The sequence below is a fragment of the Pseudomonas sp. R25(2017) genome (assembly GCF_002112565.1).
GTDB lineage: Bacteria > Pseudomonadota > Gammaproteobacteria > Pseudomonadales > Pseudomonadaceae > Aquipseudomonas > Aquipseudomonas ekonensis.
In genome coordinates, this window is sequence record NZ_NEHZ01000007.1 from 268724 (window position 1) to 293413 (window position 24690).

Below are 24690 nucleotides of genomic sequence, written 5' to 3' on the forward strand. Positions count from 1 at the left end.
ACTGGCGCGAGTAGCACGATGTCCTCTGACCTGTGGAGCTTTGCCCTGGCCGTCTACGCCCGTCCGGACGTGGAGGCCGCCTGCCTGCGCCTGCAATCGGCGGGGGCGAACGTGTGCCTGATGCTGTGCGGCCTGTGGCTTGAACAACGAGACGCGACCTGCGACGACGGGCGCGTGCACCAGCTTCGGCACATCACCGACCCTTGGGACCGCGACGTGGTCCAACCGCTTCGGGCACTGCGCCTGCAATGGAAAGACGCGGCCGACACCGACCCGCTGCTCAAGGGCATGCGGGAGCAGATCAAGGGGCTGGAACTGGAAGCGGAGCGCGCGCTGCTGTCGCGGCTGGAAGGCGTGGCCCAGGGTTGGGCGCGGAACTCGAAAGAGTCGAGCGACTGGCTCGAAGGCCTGGCCGGCGAGGCGGCCAACCTGAACCGCGACGCGCTGCGGGTGCTGCGCGTCGCGGCGGCCGGCGCTTAGGAGGCGCTGGTCGGGGTGCTGGCGACGCTCGACACGGCGGCCGGCGCAGGTGTGGGTGCGCTGGTCGGGGTGGCGGCGGTTGGGGCGGTGGCGGCTGCAGGTGCAGCAGCGGCCGGCTTGGCGGCGGCAGCGGTCACCGGCTTGGCGACAGGCTTGGCGGCGGCCGGTTTTTTCGCGGCAGGTTTGGCTGCTGGTTTGGCGGCTGGCTTGGCCGCAGGTTTTGCAGCCGCAGGCTTGGCGGCGGTGGTCGCAGGCTTCGCCGCAGCGGCAGGTTTGGCAGGCGCTTTTGCCGCAGGTTTGGCTGCGGGTTTGGCGGTGGCCGGCTTGGCGGCAGGTTTCGCGGCAGCGGTCTTCGCAGCCGGTTTCGCTGCGGGTTTCGCCGCAGGCTTGGCTACGGGTTTCGCGGCAGGTTTCGCTGCAGGTTTAGCGGCTGCGGTCTTCGCCGGGGCGGCTTTGGCGGCTACCGGTTTAGCGGCGGCCGGCTTGCTGGCGGCAGCCTTGGCCACAGGTTTAGCGGCGGGTTTGGCCGCAGGCTTGGCGGTGCTGGCCACTGCCGGTTTCTTCGCGGCAGGTTTGGCGGCAGCCTTCGCCGGCGCTTTGGCGGCTACAGGTTTCGCAGCAGGCTTGGCCGGTGCCTTGGCGGCAGCGGTGTTGGCGGCGGCAGGTTTTGCAGCGGGTTTCGCAGCCGGTTTGGCGGCGGCTTTCTTGGCCGGTGCGGCGGCTGCCGGTTTGGCCGTACGGGCAGACAGCGCCTTGCCGGCGGCTTCCTGCACACGACCCACGCCCTGGGCCAGTTTCAGGCTTTCCTGGGCATCGCGCTTGAGTTGCAGGATGTAGCTGCGGGTGTCGGACTGACGGCCCTTCAGCGCGTCGAGCAGGTCTTCGAGTTCCTTCACGGCCGACTTGGCCTTGGCCTGCGCCTTGGCTTTGCCGGCGGCGGCGGCGTCTTGCAGTTTGGTGCGGGACTTGTGCAGTTTCTCTTGCGCCTTGCCGCGTTGCTTCTCCAGTTTGGCGAGCAGTTTTTCAGCATCAGCCAAGGCTTGGGAGCATGCGTTTTCCAGATGTTCGAGCAGGCTGCCCGAGAGCTGTTGGAGTAAGTGCAACGGAGTGTTTACGGGCTTCTTGGTGGCCGACATGGTTTACCTCCTGGCTGACGTGAGTGCGGCTCATACTAGACCTCTGCTGCTACCGCCGCTAGGGCATGTTGACAGTATCGAAAGCGCTCGGTTGCAGCGCTGCGCAAAACTTCTGCGCACAGACAAAAGCAGTTCACCGTTGCAGGTGTCTGCGCTGGCATAATCCACCGCAATTCAGGATGGAGAGTGCCCATGCCGCGCTACCTTTTTTTATCCCTCTGCCTGGTTTTTTCCGTCGCCCAGGCCGACGAGAAAACCACTGCGAACGATGCCCATGACCTGGCCTACAGCCTGGGCGCCAGCCTCGGCGAACGCCTGCGCCAGGAGGTGCCGCAACTGCAGCTTCAGGCGTTGATCGACGGTTTGCAGCAGGCCTACCAAGGCAAGCCGCTGGCCTTGAGCGAGGCGCGGATCGAGCAGATCCTGGCCGACCACGAATCGCGCAACGCCGAGCAGGCATCGCAGCCTTCGAGCGAGGCCGCGATGGAAAACGAACAGCGCTTCCTCACCGCCGAAAAGGCCAAGCCCGGCGTGAAGGAACTGGCCGACGGCATCCTGATGACCGAGCTTGCGCCCGGCACCGGCACCAAGGCCGGCCCCGACGGCAAGGTGCAGGTGCTGTACGTCGGCCGGCTGCCGGACGGCACCGTGTTCGACCAGAACACGCAGCCGCAGTGGTTCAACCTCGACAGCGTGATCGCCGGCTGGCGCACCGCGTTGCAGAACATGCCGGTGGGCGCGAAATGGCGACTGGTGATCCCCTCCGATCAGGCCTACGGCGCGGACGGTGCCGGCGACCTGATCGCACCGTTCACGCCGCTGGTGTTCGAGGTCGAATTGAAGGGCGCGACCGGCTGACCGCGCAAACGAAAAACGGTGCGCCATGGCGCACCGTTCTGTGTGTCTTGCCCAAGGGTCGCCGTCAGGCCTGAACCGGGGCTTCTTCCTTGTGGGCGTTGTGCAGCACTTCGATCAGGCAGTCTTCCAGCTCGAAGCGTTCGTGCAACAGCACGCCCAGATTCTTCAGCTCTTCCGCGAAGCGCTCGGTGTCATTGCACTGGCCCTTGTGGCAGTGGTCATTGAAGTCCAGGGCAAGCTGCGTGATCTCGTCGATGCGCGGCCCGATCTGCTCCGCAAGTTTCAGCCCGCGCTTGTCATGGAACGCCTTGGCTTCATCGCTCAATTGTTCATGCACTTCGAAGTGCCAAGCGGACACGTAATCGACGAGGATCTGGCAAAACCGGCCGTTCTTCGACTTGTCGGCGAACGCGGGTTTGGCATCGCGCAGTTTGCTGAACGCGGTCACCAGCTCCTCACGCTCCTGGAGCCAGCGGTCGATCAGCTGATGAACTCCACCCCAACGTTCCTGAGCACTCTGACAACTTTCGAGCATGGCGATCTCTCTTCCCTTGTGGGTCACTGCTCTACACCCGCGCCCCTCTTGTGAAAACGGATTCGGAGGCTGCCGGGCAGAGCGTCATTGAGCAACTGAATTGCAATGACACGTGCGGGCCAGATTATTCCCGCAGGCCAGTGGCTTCAAGGTACGCAGGCGACAAAGTTCATACAAGCGTTTAATCCCGAATCAACAGCCGGTGCGACGCTTCGCCGCCGAACGGACGCTGCACCGCGCCCCAGAGCAGACGCAAGAGCTGGTAGACCGCCAGGATCGACATGCCGAGGAAAAACAGCAGGCTCCACTCCGGAATGCTCAGGTCGAACAGCGTCCAGGAGATCTCGGCGCAGTCGCCGTGGTCGTTGAACATGCCCGACAGCGCGCACATCCACGACAGCGGCGTTTCAGGGGCCGGTATGCAGTTCGCCAACTGGTGCAGCGGGTCGCTCTGCCACAGCACCTGGCGCCAGGCGGCGGTCATGCCCCCGGCGCTGGCGGCCAGCGCCGACATCCAGTAAAGCGACAGGCCCACCCGCCGCGGCCCATGCACCGCCGCCACACCGCAGCAGACGAACAGCGCGACCAGGAACAGGCGCTGCACCAGGCACAGATGGCAAGGCGTCAGGCCGACCGTGTATTCGAGGTAGTAGGAAGCCCCCAGGGCCAGAGCCCCTGCCATGAAAGCCATGAAAAACAGGGAGCGTGAGCAGGTCAACGACATGGCTTATCCGCAACAGTAAAGACAGGCAGTTACGGTAGAGGAAAGCGCGCCGGCCTTTCAAGGCGGGGCACTGCCGACACTTCACCAGAGGTGTAGGGAAATCCCGACAGGTGCGAGAGGATTAGATGTAGTCCCGTGTAGGACGCTGCCTAAGACCCAGATCAGCAGTAACTTTTCTGGCGTCGGGCGTTAACGGGGAGCACGCTCCCCGTCACTCCTTCAGGCACGGGCCGGCACCGGCAACGGTGCGGCCAGCAGACGGTCATCCAGCAGGCCCAGCCCTTCCTGGAACAGCTGATTGCTGCGCTCGGTGTCGCCGAGACGGGCCAACAGGCGGGCGAGTTCGGCACAGGCCTCCGGGTTGCGTTGCGTGCGCAGGCTGCTTTCCAGGTAGTCCCGCGCCTTGCCCCACAAGCTGGCTTGCAGGCACAGGCGACCCAGCGTCAGCAGCAGGCTCGGATCGGCGGGATGTTCCTTGAGCCACCCCTCCGCCGTCTGCAACTGACGCGCCGGATCGTTGCCGCGCACCAGACCGTACAGGCGCGCCAGGTGGCTGTCGTACTGGCGCTTGAGGGCATTGCGCAGCACTTCTTCCGCCTCGACCTGCGCGCCCAACTGACGCAACTGCTCGGCGTAGGCCAGCACCAGCGGCGCCTCCTGACGCTGGGCGGAGGTGAGCTGCTGCCAGGCCCGCTCAAGGGATTGCTGGCCGACCGTGCCGTCCTCTTCACGCTGGGCCGCCAGCGACAGGTTCTGGCCCCAGGCACGGCGCTCCAGCTCCGTCAGTTCGGCCGGCGGCAAGACTTTGTCCTTGCGCAGTTCCGGCAACAGCCGGATCACTGCCGACCATTCCCCGCGCTGCTGATGCAGCCGTTGCAACTGGCGCAGGGTCTGGGCGTTGTGGGGATGGCGCCCGTGCATGGCCTGCAGCGTTTCCAGGGCGCCGTCGGTGTCGCCGCGGTCGGTCTGCAACTGCGCGTGGCTCAGGGCGATCGCCAGTTCGGCCTGGGGCTGACGCTCCAGGGCGCGCTCCAACAAACGGTCGCATTCGTCATAGTTGCCCTGCTCGTTGGCGGCACGGGCGGCGCCGAGGTAATACAGCAACGGCTGGCGCTCGGCTTCGGCGGCCCGGTACAGGTGACGCTGGGCGCTGGCCCAGCGGCCTTCGGCCAGATCCAGCTGCCCGTGCTCGATCGCCACCTGCACGCGCCGGCTGCGGTTGCGCCGCGACCACGGGTTGACCACCCCGCCGGACGTCAGCACCAGCTCGACCAGCGCCTTGACGGCCCAGATCAGCAGCCACAGAACCGCCACCAGCGCCAGGGTCGCCCACAGGCTCGACTCATAGCGGAAGCTCTTGTACGCGACCAGCACGTAACCGGAATGCTGGGCGATCGCCAGACCCAGCGCCGCCGTGACGGCGATGGCCAGAAACACGATCACATACAGGCGCTTCATGGCGTGGCCTCCTGCGCCGTGCCGGCGGCCGGTTTGGCGAACGGCTTGACCGAGTCTTCGGCATTGACGTTGCGCCGCTCGAGATAGGCCTGCACCGCGCTCAGGGTGCCGGCCAGATCCGGCGTGCTGACCGTCACCGGCTGCTGGCTCAGTTCGGCCACTTGCTCCAGCATGATTTTGCTTTGCGGGTTGTCCGGATTGAAGTTGCCCTTGAGCACGTCCCGCGCCTCGGCCAGCGCCTGGGCGTACACCGGCGCCTGCCCGTTGAGCGCTGCCCACTGCGCCTGCTCCAGCGCCAGGCTCAGGGCCAGGCGCACCTGGCTCAGGCTCTGCCCGGCCAGCAGCGGTCGCACGTTCTTGTCGGCGTTGAAGTCGATGCGGATGTACCGCGAGACCTGATCCCACCATTGCGCCCAGCGGCTGGCCCCGTCGCCGTCGGCCGTCAGGCCCAGCAGGGATTCGCCGCGGTCCTTGTACTCGGGCGCCAGTTCGGTGAGTTCGATGACCTGATCGCGCAGGGCGCCCAGGCGCAGGAACAGGCCGGTGCGATCCGGCTGCGCGGTGCTGCGCAGGGCCACCAGGGTTTTCGCCACTTGCTCGCGGGCGGCGAACGAACCGGGATCGTTCTGTTCGCGCAGGATCTCGTCGGCGCCCTGCACCAAGGCCTGGGCGCTGCTGACGTCCTGCAGCGCCGACAGGCGCAGGCTGGCCAGACGCAGCAGGTGCTCGGCCTCGGCCAGGCGCCAGTCCTTGCGGCTGGCGCCGAGGACGGTTTCCAGACGCTGGTTGAGACGTTGCTGATCGCCCTGCAACTGCGTCACCAGCCGCTGGCGCTCATCGAGCTCGTCGGCGCCCGGCAATTGCCCGAGACGTTCGGTCAGGCGCTGCTCGTTGAGCTTGAGCGACTGCGCCTGATCGTTCAGCGCCTGCACCTGGTCCAACTGCTGCCGGGTGTCGGCCTGCAGGTGACGCACCTGCCACACGCCCCAGCCGCCGACCGCGACGCCGGCGGCGCCCAGCAGCAATGCCACGATGGCCAGTCCGTTTCCCCGACGCGGTTCCCGGGCCGGTGGTGGTACGTCAACCGGTGCATCGATCACAGGTTGAACATCATCTTTAGGCAAGGCTGTTTCGCTCACGTATCCATCCTTTGCATTAGAGAACGGGCACGGGATGCTCCCGTAACGCCGTCAGCAAGGCCGCGGCACTGGCGCCGCGGCAATCCACAACTGTTCGGGCCCCGGCGGCACGCGCCTGTTCGGCGACCCTTGGGCTTGGAACAAACAACGGCAACTGCGCCACCTCGGGCCAGGCGTCGCCGGCCAATTGGCGCAGGTGCTCGAAACCCTGTCCACTGCTGACCACCAGCCCGTTCAGGCGTTCCGATCCGATCCTGCGCGTCAGCTCCCCTGGCGCGCAGGCCGGCAGGTCGCGGCGGTACAGCTCCAGATACTCGACACTAGCACCAAGCGCGCGCAGGCGCTCGGCGAGCAGCTCGCGCCCGCCCTCGCCGCGCAGGATCAGCACCCGCGAACCGGGCCGCGCCACCGCCTCGCGCAAGCGCTCCAGGCGCAGCAGTGCTTCGCTGTCGTCGCCCTCGTCCGGGAAGTGGGTGTCCAGCCCCCGGTCCTTCAGAATCTGCGCCGTCGCCGCGCCGACGCTGAACCAGGGCAACGACGGCGGCACGTCTGCGCAAGCGTCCAGCAGTTGCACGGCCAGGCGCGCCGCCGGTTTGCTGACCACGATCACCGCAGCGCACTGCGCCAGTTGCCCCAGGGTCCGGCGCATTGTGTCAGAGACCGCCAAAGGGACGATCTCCAAAAGCGGCAGGCAGCTGCTGAAAATCCCCTGCTGCGCCAACACCTCGGCCAGCGCCGTGCAGTCATCCGCCGGACGGGTCAGCAGCAGGCGCCAGCCGGTCACTCGTGACCTGCCTCGCCGTACACTGCCTTGAGGATGTCGTCGGCGCCCTGGCCGAGCAGGTCTTCGGCGACCTGCACGCCCAGCGACTCGGCCGCCTCGCGCGGGGCCCGGGCCTGGGCGCTGAGCAGCTTGCCGCCGCTCGGTTCGCCCACCAGGCCGCGCAGCCACAGCTGATCGCCTTCCAGCACGGCGTAGCAGGCAATCGGCACTTGGCAGCCGCCGTTCAGGTGTTTGTTGAGGGCACGTTCGGCGGTCACCCGCGAAGCGGTGTCGGCGTGATGCAGCGGCGCCAGCAAGGCATGGATTTCGCGGTCGGCGCTGCGGCATTCGATGCCCACGGCGCCCTGGCCGCCGGCGGGCAGGCTGTCGTCGACGCTGATCGCCGAAGTGATGCGGTCTTCGAAGCCGAGACGGATCAGGCCGGCCGCCGCGAGGATGATGGCGTCGTACTCGCCTGCGTCGAGCTTGGCCAGACGGGTGTTGACGTTGCCGCGCAGGAAGCGGATCTCAAGATCCGGACGGCGGGTCAGCAATTGGGCCTGGCGGCGCAGGCTGGACGTGCCGACGATGCTGCCGGCCGGCAGCGCGTCGAGGCTGGCGTAGGTGTTGGAGACGAAGGCGTCACGCGGGTCTTCACGCTCGCAGATGCAGAACAGGCCCAGGCCCTCGGGGAAATCCATCGGCACGTCCTTCATCGAGTGGACGGCGATGTCGGCTTCGTTCTCCAGCAGCGCGGTTTCCAGTTCCTTGACGAACAGCCCCTTGCCGCCGATCTTCGACAGCGGCGAGTCGAGCAGCTTGTCGCCGCGGCTGACCATGGGCACCAGCGTCACCTGCAACCCCGGGTGGGCCGCTTCCAGACGGGCTTTGACGAATTCGGCCTGCCAGAGGGCCAGAGCACTTTTGCGGGTGGCGATGCGGATTTCGCGAGAGGACATGGATCAATCCGTACTGAATAGATACGGCGGATGATAACAGCTCAGCCAAATCCACTTTGACTTGAATCAGCAAGCGCACGGCCTCCCTGGCCCGTGTGCCTGACAGAAAGAAGCGACGGACGCCGGGTCAGAGCCCCTGCATCATCTTGCGCACGCCCGCCACATGCCGGCGGCTGACGATCAAGGCATCGCCGTTCAGGCCTTTGAGGTAGAGCTGGAAGTGCCCCAGCGGCGTGCGCTGCAGCCGCTCGATGCGCTCGCGCGCCACCAGGGCGTTGCGGTGGATCCGCACGAAGCGCTCGCCGAACTCGTCCTCCAGCGCCTTGAGCGGCTCGTCCAGCAGGACTTCGCCGTGCTCGTGGCGCAGGGTCACGTATTTGTGGTCGGCGATGAAGTACACCACCTGATCCAGGGGAATCAGCTCGATGCCTTTGCGGGTCCGGGCGCTGATGTGGCTGCGCGGACCGTTGCCGCTTTCGACGGCGGGACGGGTCAGGGCCGAGAGCTGGGCCCGGTTGGGACGTTCGGCCCTTTTCAGGGCGTCCTGCAAGTGTTCGGTTCGCACGGGTTTCACCACATAGCCCACGGCACCGGCCTTCAGGGCCTCCACGGCAAATTCATCGGAACCTGTGCAGAACACCACGGCGGGCGGGGTTTCTCGTTCGCACAGACGGGCAGCGACCTGCAGGCCATCCAGGCCCGGCATGCGGATATCGAGCAGCACGATATCCGGCTTGTGACTGTCGATCAGGGCCAGCGCCTCTTCGCCATTGGTGGCGCTGGGCTCCAGGACAGTGTAACCCCCGAGTTCGCTCACCATTCGGCTGAGGCGCTCGCGGGCCAAGGGTTCGTCATCAACGATCAGGACATTCATATTGCGCTGGATTCCTGCGTGAGTCTCGCACAAGGATAGCGTAGACAGGTGGAGTGACGTCCGTCACCGCGAACCACGCTAAGACTAGCGCGGACGCCGAAAAGTGCCGTACGTCGGCCGGCAAAATTTGCCGGTGCCCGGATCCTGCGCCTTGCGCAGGGCTTGCCGATGGCCAAAGCTCCCACCCCTCTCTTTTTCTTGGCCGGCGCCCGAACCGCATTTGCGCCGACCCTTCAGTCCAACTGTAGACGTTCGTCGGGCCGACATTGCTCAATCGGAAAATATCGTTGCGCAAATCGCGACGGCGACGGCGGCGATTGTGGCGCAGGGGATGAGAAAAAACGTTTCGACCAGTGTCAGCGACAGGATCGGCAACCCTGTTATCATCCGCGCCAGCATTTGCAGCCTTCTTTCTCCAAGCCGATACGAGCGAATTCATGAGCACTGACAAGACCAATCAGTCCTGGGGCGGCCGCTTCAGTGAGCCCGTCGACGCCTTCGTCGCCCGCTTCACCGCCTCCGTCACTTTCGACCAGCGCCTGTATCGCCACGACATCATGGGCTCGATCGCCCACGCCACCATGCTGGCCAAGGTCGGCGTGCTGACGGATGCCGAGCGCGACAGCATCATCGACGGGCTGAAGACCATCCAGGGCGAGATCGAGGCCGGCCAGTTCGACTGGCGCGTGGACCTGGAAGACGTCCACATGAACATCGAAGCCCGCCTGACCGACCGCATCGGCATCACCGGCAAGAAGCTGCACACCGGCCGCAGCCGCAACGACCAGGTCGCCACCGACATCCGCCTGTGGCTGCGCGACGAGATCGACCTGATCCTGGCCGAGATCACCCGCCTGCAGAAAGGCCTGCTGGAGCAAGCCGAGCGCGAAGCCGGCAGCATCATGCCGGGCTTCACCCACCTGCAGACCGCTCAGCCGGTGACCTTCGGCCACCACATGCTGGCCTGGTTCGAAATGCTCAGCCGCGACTACGAGCGCCTGGCCGATTGCCGCAAGCGCACCAACCGCATGCCGCTGGGCAGCGCCGCGCTGGCCGGCACCACGTACCCGATCGACCGCGAATACACCGCGCAGCTGCTGGGCTTCGACGCCGTGGGCGGCAACTCGCTGGACAACGTGTCGGACCGCGACTTCGCCATCGAATTCTGCTCGGCGGCCAGCATCGCGATGATGCACCTGTCGCGCTTCTCCGAAGAGCTGGTGCTGTGGACCAGCGCGCAGTTCCAGTTCATCGACCTGCCGGACCGCTTCTGCACCGGCAGCTCGATCATGCCGCAAAAGAAGAACCCCGACGTGCCGGAGCTGGTGCGCGGCAAGACCGGCCGCGTGTTCGGCGCCCTGATGGGCCTGCTGACCCTGATGAAAGGCCAGCCGCTGGCCTACAACAAGGACAACCAGGAAGACAAGGAACCGCTGTTCGACGCCGCCGACACCCTGCGCGACTCGCTGCGCGCGTTCGCCGACATGGTGCCGGCGATCAAGCCCAAGCACGCGATGATGCGCGAGGCAGCCCTGCGCGGCTTCTCCACCGCCACGGATCTGGCCGACTACCTGGTGCGCCGCGGCCTGCCGTTCCGCGACTGCCACGAAATCGTCGGCCATGCGGTGAAGTACGGCGTGGACACCGGCAAGGACCTGGCGGAAATGAGCCTCGAAGAACTGCGCACGTTCAGCGACCAGATCGAACAGGACGTGTTCGCCGTGCTGACCCTGGAAGGCTCGGTCAACGCCCGTGACCACATCGGCGGAACCGCACCGGCCCAGGTCAAGGCTGCCGTGGCCCGCGGCCAAGCCCTGCTCGCCGCCCGCTAAGGGCCAAAGGCATCGCCGCTTCCTTGTCCGCCGCGATCTTCTGCACGTGCGGATTCTCCTCCAGCTGTTCCAGCAGCGCCTTGGCCTTCGGCATCTCTGCCAACAGATCCACCCCGAACAGCTTTTGTCCGACCGCGCAGGCCAGCGGTACGCTGTACAGGAAATACAGATCCGCCACACTCAGGCGGTCGCCCGCCACGTACGGCGCGAACTTGCCGTGCCGGCCCAGGGCGGCGAAGCCCAGCAGCAGTTCGGCCTTGGTCTTCTCCTTGATCGCCTCAGGCACCGTCGCGCCGAAGAACGCCTCGCCGTAGCAGGCACGGCCCGGCAGCTCGATGTACAGCTCGATCTCCTTGGCCAGCGCCAGCACCTGCGCCCGCTCGAACGGGTCGGCAGGCAGCAGCGGCGCACCTTGGCCGGTCTGTTCGAGGTATTCGAGGATCACCGATGTCTCATTGATGTAGCCGGGGCCGGCCCCCAGCACCGGCACCTTGCCGCGGGGGCTGATGGCCAGTGCCTCCGGGGTCTGCGTCGGGTAGAACGTGACCTCTTCGAAGGGCAGGCCTTTCTCCAGCAGCGCCAGCTTGACCATGTTGTAGTAGTTGCTGACAGCGAATCCGTACAGTTTGAACATCACATAGCCTCCAGGCCGTGCGGGGTGGGCAGTGCCTGTTTATAGATCCTGCGGGGGATTCGCGCCACCGGCATCACGGCGCTGAATGAGGGTAGACTGACGCCTTTTGCACAGGAGCCTGCCATGAGCGAGCCAACCGACATCGACAACGACGAAGAAGCCTTCACCGAGTCCACCCTGATCGAGGCCGTCGAGAACCAGATCGAAAGCGAGAACCCGCCGGCGGCCAAGGCCACGTTCAACAAGCTGACCCTGGTCGGCTACGAACGCGAGGACATCCTCAACCTGATGGCCCATGTGCTGGCCTACGAGATCGACGCCATGCTCGACGAAGACCGGGCGTTCGACACCCAGTGGTACGAGACGGCCTTGCGCGCGCTCCCTGAGCTGCCGCCGGAAAAGCAGTGAGCCCGACCCAGTGGGAGCGCGCCCGCTCCCACACAATTTGTCACCCATCTCTGCGGCCCGGCGCCGGCGCCTGACTACACTGGACTCCACCCCCAAGAAGGAAAAAACCCGGTCGGCGGCACTGGACAGGCCGCAACGGCAGGTTCACCTTAGGGGCGCTGTCGCTCAATTCCTAGAAAGTCTGGAGTCCTTATGTCGCTTACCCCTGAGTTGGTTGCCGAACTGGAAGTCCTCGCACTCTTCAACCTGGACAGTTCCCAGGAAGGTCTGAAGATTCATCAGACCGCCGCCCCGAAACACATCGCCGCCGCCAAGAGCCTGTTCCAGAAAGAACTCATCGACCAGGTCGACGGTGGCTACCTGACCAGCCTGGGCCGCGATGCCGCAGAACACGTGCAGAGTCTGCTGACCATCCTCGACGTCGCCGAAGAAACCGCCTGACCTTCTCCCCCATTGCCCACGGAAACCCCTGCCACGGGCTTTCCGCGGGCCAGCCCGGCGGCCTGCCGGTGCCGGCGCTGGAAAAATGGCGCCAAAAAACAAATTCAGCTTAATGATTCCCCCGCCCAGGCGCTAAACTCCCCGGCATTGCGAGCCCCTCTGCCCCCGAGCCCTGCGAGCCGACATGCCCCGCACCCACGAAATCCGCCCCGACCTGGACGAAGGCATCGACCGCAAGGTGCTCAGCCAGCTGCGCGCACGCTTCCTCAAACTCAACGAAGGCCGCCTGGACCGGGCACGGGAAGGGCTTTCGCCCCGTCAGCAAAGCGTGCTGACCCTGTTGCCGCTGTTCTTCCACGTCAACCATCCCCTGCTGCCCGGCTATGTGTCGGGCAGCACGCCGGCAGGGCTGTCGAACTATGAGCCGGACGCCGACACGCTCACCGAGGCCCAGCGCCTGACCCGGTCGTTCTCCTACAAGCCGCGCCACGGCAGCAACCCGCCCCGGCCGATCCACGGCCTGTTCCTGATGGGCAGCCTCGGCACGCTGGCCCAGGCCGACCAGAGCGACATGGACGTGTGGGTCTGCCATGCCCCGGACCTGGGCGACAGCGAACTGGCCGAGCTGCGCAAAAAGTGCCAGGCCCTCGAAGCCTGGGCCGCGAGCCAGGGCGCCGAGGCGCACTTCTTCCTGATCGACCCGGCCCGTTTCGTCAAAGGCGAGCGCGACAGCCAGTTGAGCTCCGAAGACTGCGGCACCACCCAGCACTACCTGTTGCTGGACGAGTTCTACCGCACGGCCATCTGGCTGGCCGGCCGCACGCCGATCTGGTGGCTGGTGCCGGTCTATGAGGAAAGCGCCTACGCGCAGTACACCCACACCCTGATCTCCAAGCGTTTCATCCGCACCGACGAAACCCTCGACCTCGGCCACCTGGCGCACATCCCGCCGGGGGAGTTCATCGGCGCCGGGCTGTGGCAGTTGTTCAAGGGCATCGAATCGCCCTACAAGTCGGTGCTCAAACTGCTGCTGACCGAGGTCTACGCCAGCGAGCACCCGCACGTGCAGTGCCTGAGCCTGCGCTTCAAGCAGGCGGTGTTCGCCAACCGGCTGGACCTGGACGAGCTGGATCCGTACATGGTGGTGTACCGGCGGATCGAGGAATACCTCACGGCACGCAACGAACCGGAGCGGCTGGAACTGGTGCGCCGGGCGCTGTACCTCAAGGTCAACCGCAAGCTCACCGGCAACACCCGCACCCAGAGCTGGCAGCGCTCGCTGCTCGAGCGCCTGGCCGGCGAATGGCACTGGGACCGCCGGCAACTGGCGCTGCTCGACAGCCGCAGCCAATGGAAAGTGCGCCAAGTCAGCGCCGAGCGCCTGGCGCTGGTCAACGAGCTGAACTACAGCTACCGCTTCCTGACCCGCTTCGCCCGCACCGAGCAGACCGTCAGCCTGATCAACAAACGCGACCTCAATGTGCTGGGCCGGCGGCTGTACGCGGCCTTCGAGCGCAAGGCCGACAAGATCGAATTCATCAACCCCGGCATCGCCCCGGACCTGGCCGAAGACACCCTGACCCTGGTGCAGTCGCCCAACAAGAAAGAACCGGGGCAGACCCAATGGGGCCTGTACAACGGCAGCCTCACGGCGCTGGAGTGGGAGCACTTCGCACCGATCAAGCGTAGCCGCGAATTGCTGGAGCTGCTGACCTGGTGCCACCGCAACGGCGTGATCGACAGCAGCACCCGCCTGGCGCTGCACCCCGGCACCAGCGACCTGAGCGAGTTCGAGCTGTTCAACCTGCTCGGCAGCCTGCAGCAGAGCATCGTCCTGCCCTTGCCCACCGTCGCCGAAGAACCGCTGCTGCACGCCAGCGTGCCGAGCGAGGTGCTGTTGCTGGTCAACGTCGGCGTCGATCCGCTCAAGCACCACCGCGACCTGAACATCCTGATGACCACCGAGCGCACCGACTCCCTGAGCTACGCCGGGGTGCGCGAGAACCTGGTGCTGACGCTCGACCAGGTCACGCTCAACAGCTGGAACGAGGTGCTGGTCAACCGCTTCGACGGCCCCCACGCCCTGCTCGACTGCCTGCGCGACTACCTGAACAACCTGCCGACCGGCGCCCGGCAGCCGAAGCTGCGGGTGCGCTGCTTCTGCCACAACCGCGCGCAGTTCATCGCCCGGCGGGTGGAAGAGATTCTCGACACCGCCCAGACCCTGCTGCTCAGCGGACTCAACCACCGCTACCTCATCCAGGTCCAGCAGCACTATCACGTCCTGGAGCTGGTGCCGGGCCAGGTCAGCCACGCGGCGCTCGCCACCTTGCCCGCGCTGCTGGATTACCTGGGCGAAGAGCTGCCGCACTACAGCCCCCTGCACCTGGATCCGATGGCGCTGGAGGACCACGACCTCGCGCTGATCCTGCCCATGGGCCAACCCGAATGCATTCAGGTGTTCTACCGGGTGACCGAACGGCAGGCCGAGCTGTACGTGCTGGATGAGTTCAATGCGCTGTGGCAGCAGCATTTGCCCTACCACGACGAGCAGAGCCTGTTGGTGCCGCTGCAGCGCTTCCTGCAATCGATCCAGTTCCGCCGCGAGACGCAGGCACCGATGGATCAGGGCCCGGCCCCCGACCTCGAGATTTTGTATTACCAGTTATTGCCCCAGGGCCCCGGACGGGCGCGGCGGGTCGAAGCGCGGGCGGCGCCGCAGACCCCGGCCGACGAACCGTACTACGACGTGCAGGCCATCATCGGCAAGGCCGCACCCGGTCAGGTGCAGGTCACGCTGTACTGCAACCAACGGGAATTCAGCGAGCTGGAGCACGGCGACCAGCTGTTCGGCGTGGTCGCCCGAGAGATCATCGGCCAGCGCCGGGAAACCGAACGCTACCGCTGCTACATCACCGACCTGGACCTGTCAGGCCTGCTCGGGGACGGGCAGAGTTCGAGCAATCTTTACCTGCGCTACAAGGCCGACCTGGAGCGCGCCCTGAACGAGGCGCTCGAACAGGCCTGAGGCGGGGTCACACCGGGAAGTCGCCCCCGTTGGCCGGCTGCGACTCGACTTCGAGCAGAGTCAGCTTCAGGGTCTTGCCGCCCGGCGCCGGCCAGTCGATGTGCTGGCCGACCTTGAGTCCCAGCAGCGCGCTGCCCACCGGCGCCAGGATCGAGATCTTGCCCTCGTCGGCGTTGGCGTGCTTCGGATACACCAGGGTCAGGTGGTAGTCCTTGCCGCTGCCTTCCTCGCGGCAGTGCACGCGGGAATTCATGGTGACGACGTCGGCGGGCACGTCATCGTGGCTCACCAGCGTTTCGGCGCGGTCCAGTTCGGTTTGCAACTCATCAACGCCACGGGTGCCTTCAGGCAATCTGTCGATCAGCTGCTCCAGACGTTGCACGTCCAGACGGGTAAGGGTGATGGATGGTGCGGTCATGATCCGGGCAGACTCCTTTCTTCTGCGCAAAAAAGCAAAACCCCGCCAAAAAAGACGGGGTTCTTACCGGGCCTCGATGGGTTGAGGCGTGTCCGGACACTATCACAGCTCAAAAAATATACAAGCCACCCAAAGCCGGACACAAACCTGCGCCGGTCAGGCCCTGGCCTTGCGGGCCACCGCCTGCGCGCAGATCGCTCGGCGGCGTTCGTCATCCGCCGAGCGCCATTCGCGGATGTCTTCGACATGGCGGAAACAGCCCAGGCAGACTTTCTGCTCGTCCAGCCGGCAGACACCGCTGCACGGCGAAGGCACCGCCGGGCTGACGTTGCTGTAGAGCGGCTTGGCAGGCCGGATCTCGGTGCTCATCTCAGATCTCGTCGAAGTCGAGCTTCTCGCCGGCGCGCTCCCAGACGATGCGTTCGAGCATTTCGCCCAGCAGCTCTTCGGTCTTCTCGCACACCCACTTGCCGGCCTGCTCGTCGTAGTCGAAGTGGAAACCGCCGGAACGGTCGGCCAGCCACAACTGGCGCAGCGGCTCCTGGCGGCTGAAGATCAATTGGCTGCCGCTGTCGAACTTGACGGTCAGCACACCGGCCGAGTTCTCCATGTCCAGGTCCAGGCCGCTGTCGTCGAAGATGTCCTCCAGCGCCTGCTGGGTGGCATCGACCAGATCGTGGAAACGGGCTTCGGACAGACTCATTGCGGCAACCTCGGGAAATGACGGATCAGGCTCAAGGGCCGCAAGATACGAGCGACGGCGCCCGATTGCAAAGAATAACGACCGGGCGGGTTCCACGGCCTCCCTCGATTCCTGTGGGAGCCAGCCTGCTGGCGACGGCGCCGGCCAGGGCGCCGCAGGAGTCGCTTGCGCCGCCGCAACAGGCCCCGCCGGACGGGAACCCCGTCGCATAGGCAATCCGCCGGGTCGCCGGTATACTCCGGCGCAATTAACGCATTTTCAAGGATTTCGCCATGAAGCGCCTGATCTCTTCCCTCGCGGCGCTCGTCGCGGTTGCCTGCCTCGTCTCGGCCTGCGGTCAAAAAGGCCCGCTGTACCTGCCCGACGAAGATCAGGACCCGACCGAGCAAGCCAAGTCGTCGCAGCAACAGCCTGCTTCCAAGGCACACAAGCACGACGTCTACTAAGGGATCGCCATGGACGCTTTCAACTACCGTGGCGGGGAGCTGTTCGCGGAAGGCGTGGCGCTGTCCGCCATCGCCGACCGCTTCGGCACGCCGACCTACGTCTACTCCCGCGCCCACATCGAGGCCCAGTACCGGGCCTACGCCGATGCGCTGGCCGGCATGCCGCACCTGGTCTGCTTCGCGGTCAAGGCCAACTCCAACCTCGGTGTGCTGAACGTCCTGGCCCGTCTCGGCGCCGGTTTCGACATCGTTTCCCGCGGTGAGCTGGAACGCGTGCTGGCCGCCGGCGGCAGCGCCGACAAGATCGTGTTCTCCGGCGTCGGCAAGACCCGCGACGACATGCGCCGCGCCCTGGAAGTCGGCGTGCACTGCTTCAACATCGAGTCCACCGACGAGCTGGAGCGCCTCCAGGCCGTGGCCGCCGAGCTGGGCGTCCGCGCACCGGTCTCGCTGCGCGTGAACCCCGACGTCGATGCCGGCACCCATCCGTACATCTCCACCGGCCTCAAAGAGAACAAGTTCGGCATCGCCATCGCCGACGCCGAAGACGTGTACGTGCGCGCCGCGCACCTGCCGAACCTGGACGTGATCGGCGTCGATTGCCACATCGGCTCGCAGCTGACCACCCTGGCGCCGTTCCTCGACGCCCTCGACCGCGTGCTGGACCTGGTCGACCGCCTCGGCGACTGCGGCATCCACCTGCACCACATCGACTTGGGCGGCGGCCTCGGCGTGCGCTACCGCGACGAAGAGCCGCCGCTGGCCGGCGACTACGTCAAGGCCGTGCGCGAACGCCTCGCCGGCCGCGACCTGGCGCTGATGTTCGAGCCGGGCCGCTACATCGTCGCCAACGCCGGCGTCCTGCTGACCCGTGTCGAGTACCTCAAGCACACCGGGCACAAGGACTTCGCCATCGTCGACGCGGCCATGAACGACCTGATCCGCCCGGCCCTGTACGAGGCCTGGATGGACATCGCCGCCGTGCGCCCGCGCGACACCGCGGCGCGGACCTACGACGTGGTCGGGCCGATCTGCGAGACCGGCGACTTCCTGGCCAAGGAACGCGAACTGGCCCTCGAAGAGGGTGACCTGCTGGCCGTGCATTCGGCCGGTGCCTATGGCTTCGTGATGAGCTCCAACTACAACACCCGCGGCCGCGCCGCCGAGGTGCTGGTGGACGGTGACTCAGTTTTCGAAGTGCGCCGCCGCGAAACCGTGGCCGAGCTGTATGCCGGCGAAAGCCTGCTGCCGGAGTGACCCCATGCTGCTGCGTTTTACCAAGATGCACGGCCTGGGCAACGACTTCATGGTCCTCGACCTGGTCAGCCAGCACGCGCACATTCAGCCCAAACACGCCAAACAGTGGGGCGACCGCAACACCGGCATCGGTTTCGACCAGTTGCTGATCGTCGAGGCGCCCAGCAACCCGGACGTGGACTTCCGTTACCGGATCTTCAACTCCGACGGCTCCGAAGTGGAACAGTGCGGCAACGGCGCCCGCTGCTTCGCCCGCTTCGTGCTCGACAAGCGCCTGACCGCCAAGCGTCGGATCCGCGTCGAGACCAAGGGCGGCATCATCGAGCTGGACGTGCGCAACGACGGCCAGATCGGCGTGAACATGGGCGCCCCGCGCCTGGTGCCCGCCGACATTCCGTTCGATGCACAGGCCCAGGCCCAAAGCTATCCGCTGCAGGTCGACGGCGTCACCGTCGACATCGCCGCCGTGTCGATGGGCAACCCGCATGCCGTGCTGCGAGTGGAAGACATCCACAGCGCACCGGTGCATGAGCTGGGGCCGAAGATCGAACACCACCCGCGCTTTCCGGCACGGGTCAACGTCGGCTTCCTCCAGGTCATCGACCGCCACCGCGCGCAGTTGCGCGTCTGGGAGCGCGGCGCCGGGGAAACCCAGGCCTGCGGCACCGGCGCCTGCGCCGCTGCAGTGGCCGCGATCAGCCAGGGGTGGATGGATTCGCCGCTGTCGATCGACCTGCCGGGCGGGCGCCTGTCCATCGAATGGGCAGGCCCCGGCCAACCGGTGCTGATGACCGGTCCGGCAGTGCGTGTATACGAAGGACAAGTGCGTCTTTGAGCGAGCAGAAGCCATGACCGACAAGCCTCAAGCCCCCGCCAGACCGTCCGCCGGATCCGCCGCCGAAAACCTGGAGGCGGCCGCCGTCGCCGCCTACCTGGAGGCCCATCCGGACTTCTTCGCCGAACACGAGGAACTGCTGCCGTCCCTGCGCATCCCCCACCGGCGCGGCGACACCGTGTCGCTGGTCGAGCGCCAGATGGCGATCCTGCGCGAACGCAACATCGAGATGCGCCATCGCCTCTCGCACCTGATGGACGTCGCCCGGGACAACGACCGGCTGTTCGAGAAGACCCGGCGCCTGATCCTCGCGCTGATGGACGCCGCGACCCTCGAAGACGTGGTGATCAGCGTCGAGGACAGCCTGCGCCAGGACTTCCAGGTGCCGTTCGTGAGCCTGATCCTGCTCGGCGACAACCCGGCGCCGGTAGGCCGCTGGGTGACCCACGCCGACGCGCAGACCGCCATCGGCGGCCTGCTCACCGAGGGCAAGAGCGTCAGCGGCAGCCTGCGCGAGCATGAGCTGGACTTCCTGTTCGGCGAGGAGCAGCGCAAGCAGATCGGCTCCACCGCCGTGGTCGCCGTCAGCCATCAAGGCATCCACGGCATCCTCGCCATCGCCAGCCGCGACCCGCAGCACTACAAGAGCTCAGTGGGCACGCTGTTCCTGAGCTACATCGCCGAAGTCATGGGCCGCGTGCTGCCACGGGTCAACAGCTCCCTGCGCAAGGTGCGCTGAACATGGAACGGCAACTGGACGCTTACTGCGAACACCTGCGCAGTGAGCGGCAGGTGTCGCCCCATACCCTGTCGGCCTACCGCCGCGACCTCGACAAGGTGCTCGGTTGGTGCGCCAAGCAGAACATCGGCAGCTGGCAGGCGCTGGACATCCAGCGCCTGCGCAGCCTGATCGCCCGCCTCCACGCCCAGGGCCAGTCCTCGCGCAGCCTCGCCCGCCTGCTGTCGGCGGTGCGCGGGCTCTATCACTTCCTCAACCGTGAAGGCCTCTGCGACCACGACCCGGCCACCGGCCTGACGCCGCCCAAGGGCGAGCGCCGCCTGCCCAAGACCCTCGACACCGACCGAGCGCTGCAACTGCTCGAAGGCGCGGTGGAGGACGACTTCATGGCCCGCCGGGATCAGGCGATCCTGGAGCTGTTCTATTCCTCCGGCCTGCGCCTGTCGGAGCTGACGGGCCTGAACCTCGACCAGCTCGACCTGGCCGACGGCATGGTCCAGGTGCTCGGCAAGGGCAGCAAGACCCGCCTGTTGCCGGTGGGCGCCAAGGCCCGCGAAGCGCTGGAGCACTGGCTGCCGCTGCGCGCCCTGGCCAATCCGGCGGACGACGCCGTGTTCGTCAGCCAGCAAGGCCGGCGCCTCGGCCCGCGGACGATCCAGGTGCGGGTCAAGCTCGCCGGCGAACGGGAACTGGGGCAGAACCTGCATCCGCACATGCTGCGGCATTCCTTCGCCAGCCACCTGCTGGAGTCATCGCAGGACCTGCGCGCCGTGCAAGAGCTGCTCGGCCACTCGGACATCAAGACCACCCAGATCTACACCCACCTGGACTTCCAGCACCTGGCGGCGGTCTACGACAGCGCCCATCCTCGGGCCAAACGCACCAAAGGCGAGGATTCATGAGCATCCAGTTGATCACCTTCGACCTCGACGACACCCTGTGGGACACCGCTCCGGTTATCCTCAGCGCCGAAACGGTGCTGCGCCAATGGCTCGGCGAACATGCGCCGAACCTGGGCGCGGTGCCGGTGGAGCACCTGTGGGCCATCCGCGAACGGGTGCTGGCCGGCGAGCCCGGGCTCAAGCACCGCATCAGCGCGCTGCGTCGGCGGGTGCTGTTCCATGCGCTGGAAGAGGCCGGCTACGCCCATGGCGAGGCCTCGGACCTGGCGGACAAGAGCTTCGAAGTGTTCCTCCACGCACGGCACCAGATCGAGGTGTTCCCCGAGGTCGAGCCGGTGCTGGAGATCCTCGCCAACCACTATGCCCTGGGCGTGGTCACCAACGGCAACGCCGACGTGCGCCGGCTGGGGCTGGCCGACTACTTCAAGTTCGCCCTGTGCGCCGAAGACATCGGCATCGCCAAGCCGGATGCGCGGCTGTTCCATGAAGCCTTGCAGCGCGGCGGCGTGAGCGCCAAGGCGGCGGTGCACATCGGCGACCACCCGGGGGACGACATCGCCGGGGCGCAGCAGGCCGGGCTGCGGGCGATCTGGTTCAACCCGGCGGGCAAGGTCTGGGAAGCGGAGCGCCTGCCGGATGCGGAGATTCGCAACCTGGCGGATCTGCCTGCGATCCTCGCCCGCTGGAACGCGGCTCAAGCTGAATAAACCCGTGGGATCATACCGGTCTGCGAGATTGATCTATCCAGGCCGTAAATGATCCTTTCGCTCAAATTGAGTGGAGAGGGGGGAAGCATGTTCGATTCGCCACAGAACGCCCTGCGCTGCAAGACGCCGCTTACCGAAGCGCTGCGAAAAGCTGCACTTTGGTATTTGCAACTGTTGCCTAGGCAAATACGACCTGCTTTTTTTTCGCCCGCAAAAATGCTATAAGCAACCGCTGAATTTCATCTGGAAATACCATTCCCTACCAAGTTAGATACGGCAACAAACTAGCCGGAAGTGAAATTTTTCTTTTAAAAGCCCTAACTGAATTCAGTAAATAACAATAGAACGGAAGCAATTCGACCGAAGTAGCGAGAGGGAACATAAAGCGTGCTAGCCTACAGAAGAGAGATAGACGGCCTACGAGCCCTGGCTGTCATCCCCGTCATTCTATTCCATGCTGGATTTGAAATATTCAAAGGCGGGTTCGTTGGCGTTGACGTCTTCTTTGTCATCAGCGGATACCTGATAACTTCCATTCTCCTGTCCGAGAAAGAGGCAGGAACATTCTCTTTACTCAAGTTCTATGAGCGAAGAGCAAGGCGTATTCTACCCGCTCTTTTTGCGGTAATGGTTGTATCAATTATATTCGCGTGGCTCTGGCTACTCCCTCGAGACATGAAAGACTTTGCTGGCAGCCTGGCAGCTGTTTCAGTTTTCTCGTCGAATATATTTTTCTGGAATGCGAGCGGCTATTTCGACACTGCAACCGAACTAAAGCCCATGCTACACACATGGAGCCTCGCCGTAGAAGAACAATACTATCTATTATTTCCTATCTTCCTGATGGCAACCTGGAAGCTGGGTAAAAAATTCATTGTCAGCACTTTACTGCTTATCTTCTTTGCCAGTCTGATGCTGGCACAGATCAACGTCGAAAAATATCCGATAGCAACATTCTATCTGCTACCCACGCGAGCATGGGAGTTGCTCATGGGAGCCTTACTGGCCTTTTATCTCTTTCAAGAGAAAAAAAGACACCCTGGCCAGATTACGAAACAGGCTGGCGCAGCTCTTGGATTTTCTCTGATCGTTTTTTCATCTGTTTTTTACGACAAGTACACGCCGTTCCCGAGCCTCTATGCGCTTGTACCTACAGTCGGCGCCTCTCTGATCATCCTGTATGCGACCCCAGCAACCTTTGTGGGAAGATTACTGGGCTCAAGAATTCTGGTAGGCATAGGGCTAATCAGTTACAGCGCTTACTTATGGCATCAGCCACTGTTTGCTTTTGCGAGATACAAGACTTCTCAGAATCTTGATCTGACCCTGACTATTGTTTTGTTGCTGCTAACCGCAACGCTCGCCGTTTTGAGCTGGCGCTTCATTGAAACCCCTTTTCGGAAACCGCGAGCCCCTGGTGCAAAACGATTAATTTACTTCGGCACAGTGGCCCCCGCCTGTTTCTTGACCTTCGGCTTTTTTGGATATGCCACCGAGGGCAATTTTTCAAGATACGATACTGAATCCATGGAAGTGCTCGCCTTCACAAAAGAAAGAGGCGAGTTCGTCTGGGAACTAGCCAATCAGCTCAGCCTGAAGGAGTTCAATCGCGGACCCGGCCGCAAAGTTCTGGTGATCGGCGACAGCATGGCCGGCGACTTCCTTAACGTCATTCGTGATACACCGTACTACGAGAAAAATGATTTTTCCTTTTACAGGATCGAGCATGCCTGCGGAAATCTGTACCTGGAAGAAAACTTCATCGACAAGGTCGAAAAAGATTACCAACAGCTTTGCCTGAACGGAAACTGGTATAACAATCCCGAAGTAAAAAAACTACTTGCCGAGGCTGACCGAGTTGTTCTCGTCTCGGTCTGGGTGCCTTGGCAAATAGAATTACTGGACAAAAGCATCAAGAATCTTGAAAGAGACTTTGGGCCAGGAAAATTTTTTGTTGTCGGGAGAAAAACATTCGGCCCAATCGACCTCTTGAAACTGAGCAGTCTCAGTTTCAGTCAAAGACTCGCTTATAGAACTTCGCCGGACGCAGGCATTTCCTACATCAACCGTTTGCTGTCTTCAAAAGTAAGAAACGATCAGTTTCTGGATTTGGTCACTGGCATTTGCGAGGCCAATCAATGCCCTCTGTTTGATCTCAACGGTATGTTGATGTCCTACGATGGATCCCACTTGACTCCGGCAGGAGCGAAATACCTGGCTGAAAAGCTGGAAACGGGCCCGTTTTTCGAGTCGTTACTGAACTAGTGTCAGTCAGGCCGCATCGGTTTATCCAGCAATGAAAAAAGCCCGCAGCGACGGCGGGCTTTTTTCGGCAAGCGGGCGACGCGCCTCAGATAGGGCGGCTGCCGTACTTGTTGTCGGGCTTCTTGGGCGGGTCGGCGACCACATTGGCCTCCACCTCAACCACTTTGCCGCCACGGGCAAGGAATTCTTCCATGGCCTTGGCCAGGGCATCGCGTTCCTTGTTCTTGGCTTCCATGCTCGGCAGCTCGTCGACCGAGACCGCAGCCTTGGCCTTGCCTTTAGCGGCCGGGGCAGGTGCATCGCCGCCGTCATCGCTGTCCTCGGCGACATCGTCGGCCGCCGCTTCCAGACCTTCTTCGGTATCGTCTTCGTCGCCTACTTCGAGGTCGTCGTTTTCCAGATCATCGTCGCTCATGTTCTACCTCATGACTTGCGAAAAGCAGATTAGTTATAGACCAGCTTAGGCAACTGTCGAAAGTCGCCGGAAAAAATCATCCGCCGCTGCTGACCAGCGGCTCATGCCCCTTCACCGTGGAGGGTGGCGAGGACTTTGCGGGCACCGCCATGATCGCGGTGCTCGCCCAGGTAAACGCCCTGCCAGGTGCCCAGCGCCAGCTTTCCCGCCGAAACCGGCAGGCTCAACTGACAGCCCAGCACGCTGGCCTTGAAGTGCGCCGGGAGGTCGTCCAGGCCTTCGTCGTTGTGCTCATAGCCGTCCGTTCCTTGTGGGACCAGACGATTGAAAAACCGTTCGAAGTCGCGACGTACCGCCGGATCGGCGTTCTCGTTGACAGTCAACGACGCCGAGGTGTGCTGCAGCCACAGATGCAACAGACCGACCTTGCATGCCTTGAGTCCGGGCAGGCCGGCCAGCAACTCGTCCGTCACCAGATGAAAGCCCCGGGGCCGTGCCCGCAGGGTTATCAGAGTCTGTTGCCACATACAGTTCTCCGCACGTTTCGGGGCGCATTCTAGCGCGCTCTGGAAAAAAACAAAGGCCCTAATATTCCTTCAGCGGTGTAAGCCTTTGGCCGCATAAACACCCCTGCCTCCGACAGCGCCGAAGCCGCACGCGAAAACCTTCCGGCGGTGTCACGGATGACAAAATCCGGACAAAAAAATGCCCGGCGAACCGGGCAATTTTTTCAG

General features: G+C 64.3%; 27 protein-coding genes and 1 pseudogene. 13 read left to right on the forward strand and 15 right to left on the reverse strand.

The genetic code is table 11. From position 1 onward, the window contains the following. Window positions 1-18: 18 nt before the first annotated feature. Window positions 19-480 carry a TIGR02444 family protein gene (locus CAG31_RS11735; protein WP_085581131.1) on the forward strand — a complete coding sequence of 154 codons (462 nt, stop codon included), beginning with the start codon at window positions 19-21 and terminating at the stop codon, window positions 478-480. Here CAG31_RS11735 and CAG31_RS11740 read toward each other — a convergent pair. Continuing rightward, on the reverse strand, window positions 477-1616 hold the full coding sequence (locus tag CAG31_RS11740; protein ID WP_085581133.1) for an AlgP family protein: 1140 nt from the start codon (window positions 1614-1616) through the stop codon (window positions 477-479). The genes CAG31_RS11735 and CAG31_RS11740 overlap by 4 nt on opposite strands. A 192-nt stretch (window positions 1617-1808) precedes the next feature. On the opposite strand from CAG31_RS11740, the gene CAG31_RS11750 reads away from it, so the two are divergent. Then, window positions 1809-2474 (forward strand): FKBP-type peptidyl-prolyl cis-trans isomerase, encoded by a 666-nt coding sequence (locus CAG31_RS11750; RefSeq protein ID WP_085581135.1) that lies wholly within the window; start codon window positions 1809-1811, stop codon window positions 2472-2474. A gap of 64 nt (window positions 2475-2538) precedes the next feature. Here CAG31_RS11750 and rsd read toward each other — a convergent pair whose 3' ends face one another. The 8 genes and pseudogenes from rsd to CAG31_RS28985 all read right to left on the reverse strand — a co-directional run. Continuing rightward, window positions 2539-3009, reverse strand: coding sequence for a sigma D regulator (gene rsd, locus CAG31_RS11755; protein WP_085581137.1), 471 nt, complete (start codon window positions 3007-3009; stop codon window positions 2539-2541). Window positions 3010-3190: 181 nt separating this feature from the next. Next, window positions 3191-3733, reverse strand: coding sequence for a disulfide bond formation protein B (locus CAG31_RS11760; RefSeq protein WP_085581139.1), 543 nt, complete (start codon window positions 3731-3733; stop codon window positions 3191-3193). Between the two features lie 219 nt (window positions 3734-3952). Then, entirely contained in the window at window positions 3953-5191 is a 1239-nt protein-coding gene (locus tag CAG31_RS11765) for a heme biosynthesis protein HemY (protein WP_085581141.1), read from the reverse strand. Next, window positions 5188-6330 carry a uroporphyrinogen-III C-methyltransferase gene (locus CAG31_RS11770; protein ID WP_085581143.1) on the reverse strand — a complete coding sequence of 381 codons (1143 nt, stop codon included), beginning with the start codon at window positions 6328-6330 and terminating at the stop codon, window positions 5188-5190. Before CAG31_RS11770 ends, CAG31_RS11765 begins: the two co-directional genes overlap by 4 nt. A 16-nt stretch (window positions 6331-6346) precedes the next feature. Continuing rightward, window positions 6347-7114, reverse strand: coding sequence for a uroporphyrinogen-III synthase (locus tag CAG31_RS11775; RefSeq protein ID WP_085581145.1), 768 nt, complete (start codon window positions 7112-7114; stop codon window positions 6347-6349). Further along, a complete protein-coding gene (gene hemC, locus CAG31_RS11780; protein WP_085581147.1) occupies window positions 7111-8052 on the reverse strand; it encodes a hydroxymethylbilane synthase in 942 nt (313 codons plus the stop codon). Before hemC ends, CAG31_RS11775 begins: the two co-directional genes overlap by 4 nt. Before the next feature lie 127 nt (window positions 8053-8179). Continuing rightward, the gene (locus CAG31_RS11785; protein WP_085581150.1) at window positions 8180-8926 is read right to left on the reverse strand and encodes a LytTR family DNA-binding domain-containing protein; all 747 of its coding nucleotides are present in this window, start codon (window positions 8924-8926) and stop codon (window positions 8180-8182) included. Beyond that, window positions 8923-9042 (reverse strand): annotated as a pseudogene (locus CAG31_RS28985) (sensor histidine kinase); the annotation flags it as partial. The pseudogene CAG31_RS28985 and the gene CAG31_RS11785, both read right to left, overlap by 4 nt. Window positions 9043-9363: 321 nt before the next feature. On the opposite strand from CAG31_RS28985, the gene argH reads away from it, so the two are divergent. Beyond that, the gene (argH, locus tag CAG31_RS11790) at window positions 9364-10758 is read left to right on the forward strand and encodes an argininosuccinate lyase (protein ID WP_085581152.1); all 1395 of its coding nucleotides are present in this window, start codon (window positions 9364-9366) and stop codon (window positions 10756-10758) included. Here the strand turns inward: argH and CAG31_RS11795 are convergent. Further along, window positions 10712-11392 carry a glutathione S-transferase family protein gene (locus CAG31_RS11795; RefSeq protein WP_085581154.1) on the reverse strand — a complete coding sequence of 227 codons (681 nt, stop codon included), beginning with the start codon at window positions 11390-11392 and terminating at the stop codon, window positions 10712-10714. The two genes, argH and CAG31_RS11795, sit on opposite strands and share 47 nt — an antisense overlap. A 123-nt stretch (window positions 11393-11515) precedes the next feature. Between CAG31_RS11795 and CAG31_RS11800 the strand changes: the two genes are divergently transcribed. From CAG31_RS11800 to CAG31_RS11810, 3 genes are all read left to right on the forward strand, one after another. Beyond that, the gene (locus CAG31_RS11800) at window positions 11516-11800 is read left to right on the forward strand and encodes a hypothetical protein (protein ID WP_085581156.1); all 285 of its coding nucleotides are present in this window, start codon (window positions 11516-11518) and stop codon (window positions 11798-11800) included. A 192-nt stretch (window positions 11801-11992) separates the two neighbouring features. Then, a complete protein-coding gene (locus CAG31_RS11805; protein WP_085581158.1) occupies window positions 11993-12241 on the forward strand; it encodes a TIGR02647 family protein in 249 nt (82 codons plus the stop codon). Window positions 12242-12425: 184 nt separating this feature from the next. After that, a complete protein-coding gene (locus tag CAG31_RS11810; protein WP_085581160.1) occupies window positions 12426-15269 on the forward strand; it encodes a class I adenylate cyclase in 2844 nt (947 codons plus the stop codon). 7 nt (window positions 15270-15276) lie between these two features. Here CAG31_RS11810 and rnk read toward each other — a convergent pair whose 3' ends face one another. From rnk to cyaY, 3 genes are all read right to left on the reverse strand, one after another. Continuing rightward, entirely contained in the window at window positions 15277-15687 is a 411-nt protein-coding gene (rnk, locus tag CAG31_RS11815) for a nucleoside diphosphate kinase regulator (protein WP_085581162.1), read from the reverse strand. 156 nt (window positions 15688-15843) lie between these two features. Beyond that, a complete protein-coding gene (locus CAG31_RS11820) occupies window positions 15844-16056 on the reverse strand; it encodes a DUF1289 domain-containing protein (protein ID WP_085581164.1) in 213 nt (70 codons plus the stop codon). Between the two features lies 1 nt (window position 16057). Then, entirely contained in the window at window positions 16058-16390 is a 333-nt protein-coding gene (gene cyaY, locus CAG31_RS11825; RefSeq protein WP_085581166.1) for an iron donor protein CyaY, read from the reverse strand. A 272-nt stretch (window positions 16391-16662) separates the two neighbouring features. On the opposite strand from cyaY, the gene CAG31_RS11835 reads away from it, so the two are divergent. The 7 genes from CAG31_RS11835 to CAG31_RS11865 all read left to right on the forward strand — a co-directional run bounded on the left by CAG31_RS11835 (window position 16663) and on the right by CAG31_RS11865 (window position 23541). After that, window positions 16663-16836, forward strand: a complete 174-nt coding sequence (locus CAG31_RS11835; RefSeq protein ID WP_085581170.1) for a lipoprotein — start codon at window positions 16663-16665, stop codon at window positions 16834-16836. A gap of 9 nt (window positions 16837-16845) precedes the next feature. Next, complete coding sequence (lysA, locus tag CAG31_RS11840) at window positions 16846-18093, forward strand: diaminopimelate decarboxylase (RefSeq protein WP_085581172.1); 1248 nt, start codon at window positions 16846-16848, stop codon at window positions 18091-18093. A gap of 4 nt (window positions 18094-18097) precedes the next feature. Then, complete coding sequence (gene dapF, locus CAG31_RS11845; RefSeq protein ID WP_085581174.1) at window positions 18098-18928, forward strand: diaminopimelate epimerase; 831 nt, start codon at window positions 18098-18100, stop codon at window positions 18926-18928. 13 nt (window positions 18929-18941) lie between these two features. Then, the gene (locus CAG31_RS11850; protein WP_085581176.1) at window positions 18942-19667 is read left to right on the forward strand and encodes a DUF484 family protein; all 726 of its coding nucleotides are present in this window, start codon (window positions 18942-18944) and stop codon (window positions 19665-19667) included. Window positions 19668-19669: 2 nt separating this feature from the next. After that, window positions 19670-20569, forward strand: coding sequence for a tyrosine recombinase XerC (gene xerC, locus CAG31_RS11855; protein ID WP_085581178.1), 900 nt, complete (start codon window positions 19670-19672; stop codon window positions 20567-20569). Continuing rightward, the gene (locus CAG31_RS11860) at window positions 20566-21276 is read left to right on the forward strand and encodes an HAD family hydrolase (RefSeq protein ID WP_085581180.1); all 711 of its coding nucleotides are present in this window, start codon (window positions 20566-20568) and stop codon (window positions 21274-21276) included. The genes xerC and CAG31_RS11860 overlap by 4 nt, the downstream gene beginning before the upstream one ends. Window positions 21277-21663: 387 nt before the next feature. Beyond that, window positions 21664-23541, forward strand: coding sequence for an acyltransferase family protein (locus CAG31_RS11865; RefSeq protein ID WP_085581182.1), 1878 nt, complete (start codon window positions 21664-21666; stop codon window positions 23539-23541). Between the two features lie 85 nt (window positions 23542-23626). Here CAG31_RS11865 and sutA read toward each other — a convergent pair whose 3' ends face one another. Continuing rightward, the gene (gene sutA, locus CAG31_RS11870; protein ID WP_085581184.1) at window positions 23627-23956 is read right to left on the reverse strand and encodes a transcriptional regulator SutA; all 330 of its coding nucleotides are present in this window, start codon (window positions 23954-23956) and stop codon (window positions 23627-23629) included. A gap of 101 nt (window positions 23957-24057) precedes the next feature. Next, on the reverse strand, window positions 24058-24483 hold the full coding sequence (locus CAG31_RS11875) for a secondary thiamine-phosphate synthase enzyme YjbQ (protein WP_085581187.1): 426 nt from the start codon (window positions 24481-24483) through the stop codon (window positions 24058-24060). Window positions 24484-24690 lie beyond the last annotated feature (207 nt).